The following is a 9635-nucleotide window of genomic DNA, read 5'->3' as shown; positions in this document are numbered from 1 at the left end:
TCGCTGGCGAGAACGGTCGCGGCATCGTCGAGCGCCACCGGCGCGAAGGTCAGGCCGCGCTTCCGGCAAGCGGCGGCAAGTGCGTCGAATTCAGCAGCGATGTCGGTCGATTGCGCCAGATAGGACGCGATTTCGGCGGCACGCGCCGGCACGTGATTGTCGGCGATCAGCCGATCGAAGCAGGCCTTTTCCGGCTCATAAACCAGGATCAGTTTCGGCTTGCGGGTTGACATGGGTGGGACGGCTCCTGGCAGCATGATTGCCTACCATCGCACGGCGAACGCATTCGACTTGCGCGGAACCGACGTCGATCGAACGCCTGCACGACAGCGAGTGCACCATCTTCTTGTTTGACCATGAAGCTTGCCGTCGGGTCCATAGGCTTCGACGACGCTGCCGCCCCAGCAAGCGTTCCACAATATGCCGTCGCCGTCGAGCACCGAACCATCGATATAGCCCTTGGCCGAGCGGTGGTCGACGAAGACCTTCGGTTCGCCAACCGGCAGTCCGGTCGCCGGATCGCAGCCGACGCGCATCAACAGGCCGGTGCTGGTGTCGGTGTAATAGGCAATGGTCCCATCCTCGGAAAAGCAGATCGAGTTGGGCACGGTAATGTCGGCATAAAGCCGGCGCAGCTCGCCCTTGAAGAACCAGTAGATCGAACCGGCGGCCTTCTCCTCGCCCTTGCCCATGGTGCCGACCCAGAAGGCGCCGCAAGGGTGAACGCGTGAATCGTTCGAGCGGGTGACCGCATTGTCGGCCTCGATCGGCGTGTGCAACGTCAGCTTGCCGGTCGCGACGTCGCGGACATGCAGGCCGGTCTCGGTGGCGATCAACTGGCGCCGGTCGTCGACGATGGCGACGGCGCTGGCCATCTGACCGAGCTCGTGGATTTTGACGGCACCGCCCGACAGGCGCTGTTCCAGGAGCTGGCCATTGACGATGTCGAACCAGTAGAGCGTGTCGGTGGCAGGGTCATAGCTTGGTCCCTCCCCGAGTTGGCAGACATGGTCGGAAAAAACCGAAACAATGCTCTCGCTCATCATGCCACTCCAAACGCCGCGTCCCAGGCCTGAACTGCGGCTTTCGCTCGCGCTGCCACTTCGTCGACGCTCATGCCCGGCTTGAACAGGCTCGAGCCAAGACCGAAGACGCTGACGCCGGCTGCCTTGTAGCCGGCAAAATCCTTATCCGAAACGCCGCCGACTGCGCCGACCAGCACACTGGCCGGCAGCACCGCGCGCATCGCCGAAATGCCTGCAGCGCCAAGCACGCTCGCCGGGAAGAATTTCAGTGCCGAGGCGCCGAGCCGGATGGCCTGGAATGCCTCGGTCGGCGTGAACACGCCGGGCATTGTCACCATGCCGTACTGCATGGCACGATCCATGACCTCGGCATCGATATTGGGGCTGACCAGCAGCCGCCCGCCGGCCTTGTGCAGGCCGTCGACATCGGCGGCGGTGAGCACCGTGCCGGCGCCGACCAGCGCCGTCGGAGGAAGCGCTTCGACAATGCTGTCGATTGAAACAAAGGGCTTGGGCGAATTGAGCGGCACCTCGATCGCTTCGATGCCGGCGCCGAAGATCGCATGGCAGATCGCCACCGCCTCGCTTGGCTTGAGGCCACGCAGGATCGCGACCAGACCGCGCTCGAGCTTTGGAAAAGGTGCGGTCTCTGTCATGCGGCAACTCCATTTCCGGCGATCATGCCATTTTCGCGCGCGGCTTCGGCAAGCCCGGCACGCACCGCCTCGTCGGCGTCGACCGCCCTGAAAGCGAGCCCGGCAAGGCCGAGCGCCTCGGCATAGAGCGCGCCAAGTGCGCCCGACGCGATCAGCACGGCGGGCACAGCGCTTGCTCCATAACGGCGATTTGCAGAAGCGATCTCGCCGCCGATCAGCAGGCCCGACAGGCAGGCGGCGGCATCCTCCGGCTTCAGGTCCTGCAACAGGCTGGCGGCGCGGATCGAGAACAGTCTTGAAACGACGTCACCGCCCTCGGCCAAGGCCTCCAGGCACCAGTCCCGGAAGAACGGACTTTCGGCGGCAACCGGCTTCGGCGGCTCGCCCAGCGAATGGCGCAGGATCGAGTGCGCGGCGAGCACCGAAAACAGCTCGCCGGTCGGCCAGGTGCCGAAGCCGGCAACGGAGCCGTCCTCGACCAGCACCCATTTCGAATGGGTGCCAGGCATGCAGACGAGGTGACGTCCCTTTGCCGGCAAACCGGCGCCGGCAAGCTGCGTTTCCTCGCCGCGCATGACGTCAGGTGCATCGGCGAGGCGTTGGGCAAGGCCAGGCACGATGCGGATATCACGGCGCTGGCCCGGAATGCGGGCAGCGCCGGCGAGGATAGCGCCAATCGGCGCCGGCACGCTGACATAGGGCGCCTCCAGCCAGCCCTGGCGCGAACCGGCCATGCCGCAAATGATGACCGGCAGCGCCTCGGCTGCGCCCATGGCGGCCAGATGCCCTTCGAGAATGGACGAAAACCCTTTGGCCTGGGCGGTGATCAGTCCGTCATCGCCGCGCTGCTCGGCGAGAACCTTGCCGCTGCCGTCGAGCAGCCAGACCCGCATACGGGTGGTACCCCAGTCGACGGCCGCGACAGACGCTGCCTTGCTCGGTGAGATCACAGGAACCCCCCGTCGACGATCAGCATCTGCGCGGTCAGCATGCGTGAGGCATCCGACGCCAGGAACAGCGCGGTGCCGACAATGTCTTCAGGTTGCATCACCTCTTTGATGCACTGCTTGGCGACGTGGGCGGCGAGCGCCTGTTCGGTGACCCAGAGCTTTCTCTGCCGCTCGGTGATTACCCAGCCGGGCGCGATCGCGTTGACACGGATCCCGTCGACGCCGAGCTTGCCGGCAAGACCTTTGGTGAGACCGACGATGCCGGCCTTGGCGGCGGTGTAGGCCGGCATATCGGGATGGTTGATGAGAAACGAGGTCGAGGTGAAGTTGATGATCGAGCCGCCGCCGGCCCGCTTCATGCCCGGCGCCACCGCTTGTGCGCTGAAGAAATGCGGACGCAGATTGATGGCATGGTTGTTGTCCCAGAACTCGACCGTGACGTCTTCGACGGCATGACGGTCATCCTGCGCGGCATTGTTGACCAGCACGGTGACGTCGCCATGCGCCTCGGCGGCCTTGACGACTGATAGCCGCAATGCCTCGATGTCGCGTATGTCGGTCTTGAGATAGAGCGGCCGCCGGCCGAGCTCCTTGTCTAACCGATCGGCCAGCGCCAGGCTCGGACGGTCGGCGATATCGATAAAGGCGACCTTTGCCCTCTGGCGGACAAAACCTTCGGTCAAGGCAGCACCAATGCCGGAGCCGCCGCCGGTGATCAGCACCGAAGCGCCTTCGAGGTCGGCAAAGCGTGCCGATGGCATCATGAAATTCTCTCCCGGTCCAATGATCTCGGTCGGCCGGCGCGCATCCTATCCAGCCGTGTCGGGCGGGCAAGGGCGAAAGAGTGGATTGTCAGGACTTATGTCCGACAAAAGGCCGCACGGGCCGCCGATCGATCAGCTGCCCGGCCGGACGCGGTACAATTCGACGGCGGCTCCGCTGGTCCCGGCAACCGGCTCAAGCCATTCCGGCACGCTGCCGCGCATCAGCCCGGCAAGAAAGCCTGCCGGCGCCTTGGTTGCGAGGAGCTTGCTTTCGGCGCTGCCGGGGCACAACGCGACGAGGCCGACGTGATGATCCGTCAGGATCGTCCTGGCATCGGCATCGGACCCAAGGAAGGCATCGAGCGCCAGCAGGTTGCCGGCGACGTTGCGATGATAAGGCCCGGCGAAGACGCGATGTCCGGAATAGGCCAGGATCGGCGATCCGAGATTGGAAATTGCCAGCACGGTGGTGCCGCGCAGGCGGCCGAGTGCTGTAAAGGAGGCCATGCGCTGGCAAGCGACATCCGTGCCGTCGCCATTATCAGCGGCGGTGTTGCTGTCGTCGAAGGCTACCGAGGTCGCCGCGGCAGCCCCAGTCCAGACCGCATTCACCGAAACCAGCCAGACGGCAGCCATACGCAGCGCCACACCGCGCGACGGGTTGGCCTCGGCCCGTTGACGCCATTTGGCAATCCAGGCGGCAAGCGGGATGACAGCGAAGGCGATCGAGAATGTCGAACCGCGCACCTGCCAGGCGCTGACGATGAAGGCCACGACAAGCAGCGCGCCGACAAGGCTGTCCTGCCGCCGCCAGCCGCCACGGCCAAGGCGAAGCGCCATCAGCACGAGCGCGATGAGCGGCGTGGCATAGCGCGCCACCATCCTGGCCGGATCTTCAGCGAGCAGCTTGAACAGCGACTGCGCCTCGTCGATGTGATCAAGCCATAGCTCCCTGAGGCGCGGATCGAGGTTGGCGTAGGGCGCTGCCAGGCATTGCGGGAACAAAAGGACGACGACAGCGCCCAATATCAGGGCAAGCAGGCCAAGTGAGGCGATACCCCGTTGGCGCGTGCGGCCTGCCGGCTCGATGGACGCTATCGCCGCAAGGCCGGTTCCGGCAATCGCTGCGACGACGAACTGCACGGTCGAAAAGGCGTCGCATTGCGCCTGACCCCAAGCGGATGGCGCAATGGTGGCGACAAAGACGAGGGCGGAGATGCCGGCAAAGCCGAGGCCGAAATCCCTGGCGATCGACCTCTCGCCATTGGCGTCGAGGGCAAACAGCATGGCGACAGAGGCGCCGATGGTGGCAACGTAAGGCGCGGTTTCCATACCGATGGCCAGCATCAGCCCGGCGCATAGGCCGGACAGCAATGCCGCCGGCTTGCGCAATGACGCTTCAAGCAACAGGCTCAGGCTGGCCATGCTCAGCATCAGCTGGATATTGTGGTGATCGAGCGCGCCAGGCGAAAAAATGCCCAGGAAATGCAGTGCGGCGGCGCCGACGACGACAGCCGGCAGCACGGCGCCGTAACCGGCAAAGCTACGCGCGGCGCGGGCGGTGAAAAATACGGTCAGGCAGAAAAGCAGCGCCGGCCACAGCACTTGAGCGACATTCTCGGCAAGGGCCGCGCTGCCGGTCAGGGCCGATACGGCGATGATGATGGCGGCGATCGGCGCATCGACCAGCCGCGACCAGTGCATGACGAAACCGCCTTCCAGGCCCATCCTGTACTGGTGCAGATCGAACCAGCCCTGGCCGGCCAGCATGTCGCGAACTTCGATGAGGCGCAGCAGATTGTCATTATCGCCGCCGGCATTGGTCAGTTCCGGGAAGCCGGCAAAGGCATTGACGGCAAGTGCCAGCAATGTGGCAAGCAGCGCCAGCGCGATATCGGACCTCCAACTGGAGGCGCCATCGTCGGCTGTGCTCATATCAGGACCTTTGGAAGGAATACGGGGCGGTTTAAACCTAGCCTTAACAGCTTCAATAAATAGTAAAGCCGCCCGAGCGAGGCCGGCGTTTGAGCGGTCAGGGGCCTCACAGGGCATTCGGAGACGAAAATGCCACAAGAAGTGCGCCATGAGCCGAGCATCGCCGTGCTGCTGCCTTGCTACAATGAGGAGCTGACGATCGGCGAAGTGGTGCGGCGCTTTCGCGAAACGCTGCCTTCCGCCGCGATCTATGTCTACGACAACAATTCGCGCGATCTGACGGCGCTCCGAGCCCGCGCCGCCGGCGCTATCGTGGTGCGCGAGCCGCGCCAGGGCAAAGGCAATGTCGTGCGCCGCATGTTCGCCGACATCGAGGCCGACATCTACCTGATGGCCGACGGCGACGGCACCTATGCGCCGGAGGACGCGCCGCAACTGATTAACACGCTGCTGACCGAGCGCTCCGACATGGTGGTGGGCACGAGGCGCGGCGTCGCCGACGACGCCGGCAGGACAGGCCACGCCTTCGGCAACCGCATCTTCAACAGCCTCTACAAACGGCTGTTCGGCTCGGACTTTACCGATATCTTCTCCGGCTACCGCGCCTTCACAAGGCGCTTCGTCAAGAGTTTTCCCGCCGTTTCCGGCGGCTTCGAGATCGAGACCGAAATGTCGGTGCACGCCTCGCAGCTCAAATTGCCGGTCAGCGAGATCGGACTCGACTATGGCCGCCGGCCGGAAGGCTCCTCGTCGAAGCTGTCGACCTTTCGCGACGGCGCGAATATCCTGTGGATGTTCGCCATGCTGATGAAGGAGACGCAGCCGCTGCGTTTCTTCGGCGCTTTTTCGGTGTTCTTCCTGGCATCAAGCCTGTTTCTGATGGCGCCGGTGCTGATCGAGTTCGCCGAAACCGGACTTGTGCCGCGCATGCCGACCTGGGTGCTGTCGGTCGGGCTGCTGCTGCTGTCGATGCTGGCGGCGGTGACCGGGGTAATACTCGATTCGGTGTCGCGCGGCCGGGCTGAGCAGAAGCGCATCTTCTATCTGTCGATGCCTTCCGGCCGCGTCGAACGCGAACGCGCAAGTGCGCTCGCGACTTTGAAGGCCGGACCGCGCAAAACCCCGCGGGCGGCCTAGAGCCTAAATGGGACGCCTTGCCCGCTTCATTGTCGCCGGCGGCATCGGCTTCGTCGCCGACGCGGCCGCGCTTTGGCTGGTGCTGACGATAGCGCCGCTTGGACCTTTCGTGGCCCGCATCATTTCGATCGGTTTTGCCCTGTCCGTCACCTGGCTGATCAACCGCCATCTGACCTTCTCGCCTTCCAGCCGCGGCGTCGCGCAAGAGGGCGCACGCTATGGCGGCGTCGGTATTGCCACCAGCGTCGTCAATTATCTCGTCTATTGCGCCATGCTGTTCGCGCTGCCGATGGTGTCGCCGCTCATTGCCCTTGCGATCGCCTCGCTGATTGCCATGGCGCTGTCCTTCCTCGGCTATTCCAAGCTGGTCTTCGATCGCTGAAGGCACATCGCATTGGGGTCTGCGCCAAGCGAAGCGCAGCCTCATCATGACCATGGCCGATTGGCAGAAGCCGCCGATTTCCTTATATCGCTGTCGTCGATGCATCGGCCCGAAAAATCGGAATCGATTTTCGGGCAGTACGATGCATGGATTCAAAAGTGTTTGGAGCGCACTTTGTGCGTCCAAGTGGATCGCTCCAACTGCGCCGGAGAGCACCTATGCCCCTGAAAGTCGCCGTCCAGATGGACCACATCTCCACCGTGTCGATTGCCGGCGACACGTCGTTTGCGCTGTCGCTGGAAGCGCAGCGGCGCGGCCACCAGTTGTTCCACTACACGCCCGACCGGCTGTCGCTGCGCGACGGCAAGGTGTTTGCCCGTATCGAGGCGATGCAGGTCCGCGACGAGAAGGGCAACCATTATTCGCTGGGCGAAGAAGTCCGCACCGACCTTTCGGAAATGGATGTCATCCTTTTGCGGCAGGATCCGCCCTTCGACATGAACTACATCACCACCACGCATATCCTCGAGTGCATCCATCCGAAGACGCTGGTGGTCAACGATCCGGCCTGGGTGCGCAACAGCCCGGAAAAGATCTTCGTCACCGAATTTCCCGACCTGATGCCGGACACGCTGATCACCAAGGACCCGCTCGAGGTCGCCGCCTTCCGCAAGGAGTTCGGCGATATCATCGTCAAGCCGCTCTACGGCAATGGCGGCGCCGGCATCTTCCACCTGCACGAGGCCGACCGCAACCTCGCCTCGCTGCTCGAAATGTTCGGCCAGATGTTCCGCGAACCCTACATCGTGCAGCGCTACCTCAAGGAGGTGCGCGCCGGCGACAAGCGCATCATCCTGATCGACGGCGAGCCGGTCGGCGCCATCAACCGCGTGCCGGCCGAGCATGATTCGCGCTCCAACATGCATGTCGGCGGCCGCGCCGAAAAGACCGAGCTGACGGAACGCGAACGCGAGATCTGCGCCCGCATCGGCCCCTCGCTGAAGGAGCGCGGCTTCATCCTCGTCGGCATCGACGTCATCGGCGACTACATGACCGAGATCAACGTGACCTCACCGACCGGCATACGCGAAGTGCAGCGTTTTGGGGGCGCCGACATCGCCAGCCTGTTCTGGGATGCGGTGGAGAACAAGCGGAGAAAATAGATCCCGTTGCCTACGCTGGTTTGGCGTATTGCTCGGCGCTCATGACTTCGATGCATACAAAGCGTTCGTTGCCTTCCACCCAGGCGTCGTGGCCGGGCGGAATTGTGTAGGACGTGCCTTGCTCGAAAGTTTTCTGCGTCCCGTCATTCATTCTGACGGTGATGGCTCCGGATACGACGTAGCCGACATGCGACACCTGACAGCTGTCCGTCTTGACGACCGGCTTCACACACTCGGACCATTTCCATCCCGGTTCCATATTGAGCCGCCCGAGAGTAAACCCGGGGAGCCGCACCACTTCGACGCGTGTCTTATCGGGCGCTCGAACTTCATCCGGTGTGTTGTGAGACTTGGAAGCAAACTTCGTGACGTTCATTGCACTATCAGCCATGTCAACCTCCCTGTATTCGACGCGGAGCCTGACGTTGCGATCGCCGGAACCGCTATCGGGTTTATACCTCATTTGGCGCTCGATTATAAGCGATTGCTAAAATACATGCGCCCGCTCCTTTCGTGCGGAGCTGCTTGTTTGGCGCGCACCCTTCGCGGCGAGCCCGGCCCTCGCTGCGGTCGCCTGCATTGTCAGGCCGAGGTCATTGCTTTCACGAACACCCGTTCCCCAAATGTTCTTGCCTTCGCCGGAAATCTGTGGTTGTCTCCGGTGACGCCGTTCGCGGCATGATCGCAAAGGCTTGGGGCAAAGCCTGCATCCGGGGTGAAGACATGGTGGCGCGGGTTCGCACGGTTGCTTTCCAGGGCATCGAGGCCGTGCCGGTCGACGTGCAGGTGATGATCGCGCCGGGCAAGGTCAACATGCACATCGTCGGGCTGGCCGACAAGGCGGTGGCCGAAAGCCGCGAGCGGGTACAGGCAGCACTGCATGCATCCGGCCTGTCGATGCCGTCGAAGAAGGTCACCGTCAATCTGGCGCCTGCTGACTTGCCAAAGGAAGGCAGCCATTACGATCTGCCGATCGCCCTCGGTTTGATGGCGGCGCTCGGCGCCATTCCGGGCGACATGCTGGCCGGCTATGTCGTGCTTGGCGAATTGTCGCTCGACGGCACCATTGCCGCGGTGGCCGGCGCGCTGCCGGCGGCGATCGGCGCCAATGCCGAAGGCAAGGGCCTGATCTGCCCGTTCGCCTGCGGGCCGGAAGCGGCGTGGGCCGGCAAGGATTTCGACATATTGGCGCCGCGCAGCCTGATCGCCATTGCCAATCATTTTCGCGGCACGCAGGTCCTGTCGCGGCCGGAAGCCGGCATCCATGCCTCGGCGCGCGACCTGCCCGACCTTGCCGACATCAAGGGTCAGGAGACCGCCAAGCGGGCGCTCGAGGTGGCGGCCGCCGGCGGCCACAATCTTTTGATGGTCGGGCCGCCGGGATCGGGAAAGTCGATGCTGGCGCAGCGGCTGCCGTCGATCCTGCCGCCGCTGGCGCCGAGGGAATTGCTCGAAGTCTCGATGATCGCGTCGGTGGCCGGCGAGCTCGGCGAAGGAAAACTGACCGACCGGCGGCCGTTCCGCGCACCGCATCATTCGGCCTCGATGGCGGCGATGGTCGGGGGCGGTCTGCGCGTGCGGCCGGGCGAGGCCTCGCTCGCCCATCACGGCGTGCTGTTCCTC

The 9635-nt window shown here is 63.9% G+C and carries 10 protein-coding genes and 1 pseudogene; 4 read left to right on the top strand and 7 right to left on the bottom strand.

The genetic code is table 11. From position 1 onward, the window contains the following. The 6 genes and pseudogenes from E5W70_RS21445 to E5W70_RS21420 form a co-directional block, all read right to left on the bottom strand. Positions 1–233, bottom strand: a pseudogene (locus E5W70_RS21445) (D-alanine:D-lactate ligase-like protein); the annotation flags it as partial. 30 nt (positions 234–263) lie between these two features. Then, positions 264–1043, bottom strand: a complete 780-nt coding sequence (locus E5W70_RS21440) for an SMP-30/gluconolactonase/LRE family protein (protein WP_292662021.1) — start codon at positions 1041–1043, stop codon at positions 264–266. Continuing rightward, complete coding sequence (locus E5W70_RS21435; protein WP_292662019.1) at positions 1043–1681, bottom strand: 2-dehydro-3-deoxy-6-phosphogalactonate aldolase; 639 nt, start codon at positions 1679–1681, stop codon at positions 1043–1045. The genes E5W70_RS21440 and E5W70_RS21435 overlap by 1 nt, the downstream gene beginning before the upstream one ends. Beyond that, positions 1678–2628: a 2-dehydro-3-deoxygalactonokinase gene (locus E5W70_RS21430; protein WP_292662048.1), complete on the bottom strand. Its 951-nt coding sequence runs from the start codon at positions 2626–2628 to the stop codon at positions 1678–1680. Before E5W70_RS21430 ends, E5W70_RS21435 begins: the two co-directional genes overlap by 4 nt. Beyond that, positions 2628–3395, bottom strand: a complete 768-nt coding sequence (locus E5W70_RS21425) for an SDR family oxidoreductase (RefSeq protein WP_292662016.1) — start codon at positions 3393–3395, stop codon at positions 2628–2630. Before E5W70_RS21425 ends, E5W70_RS21430 begins: the two co-directional genes overlap by 1 nt. Before the next feature lie 132 nt (positions 3396–3527). Then, positions 3528–5330, bottom strand: a complete 1803-nt coding sequence (locus E5W70_RS21420; protein WP_292662013.1) for a GtrA family protein — start codon at positions 5328–5330, stop codon at positions 3528–3530. 129 nt (positions 5331–5459) lie between these two features. On the opposite strand from E5W70_RS21420, the gene E5W70_RS21415 reads away from it, so the two are divergent. From E5W70_RS21415 to gshB, 3 genes are all read left to right on the top strand, one after another. Then, positions 5460–6467, top strand: coding sequence for a glycosyltransferase (locus tag E5W70_RS21415; RefSeq protein WP_292662010.1), 1008 nt, complete (start codon positions 5460–5462; stop codon positions 6465–6467). A gap of 7 nt (positions 6468–6474) precedes the next feature. After that, on the top strand, positions 6475–6849 hold the full coding sequence (locus E5W70_RS21410; RefSeq protein WP_292662007.1) for a GtrA family protein: 375 nt from the start codon (positions 6475–6477) through the stop codon (positions 6847–6849). Between the two features lie 218 nt (positions 6850–7067). Next, positions 7068–8012, top strand: a complete 945-nt coding sequence (gene gshB, locus E5W70_RS21405; protein ID WP_292662004.1) for a glutathione synthase — start codon at positions 7068–7070, stop codon at positions 8010–8012. Positions 8013–8022: 10 nt separating this feature from the next. Here gshB and E5W70_RS21400 read toward each other — a convergent pair whose 3' ends face one another. Continuing rightward, positions 8023–8403 (bottom strand): cupin domain-containing protein, encoded by a 381-nt coding sequence (locus tag E5W70_RS21400; protein ID WP_292662001.1) that lies wholly within the window; start codon positions 8401–8403, stop codon positions 8023–8025. Between the two features lie 332 nt (positions 8404–8735). Between E5W70_RS21400 and E5W70_RS21395 the strand changes: the two genes are divergently transcribed. Further along, positions 8736–9635: ATP-binding protein (locus E5W70_RS21395; protein WP_292662045.1), on the top strand; the 900-nt coding region annotated here is incomplete at its 3' end.

Source organism: Mesorhizobium sp. (assembly GCF_005063415.1).
Taxonomy (GTDB): Bacteria; Pseudomonadota; Alphaproteobacteria; order Rhizobiales; family Rhizobiaceae; genus Mesorhizobium.
The sequence above is the reverse complement of the archived record's forward strand: the minus strand, read 5'-3'. Positions and strand labels throughout refer to the sequence as shown.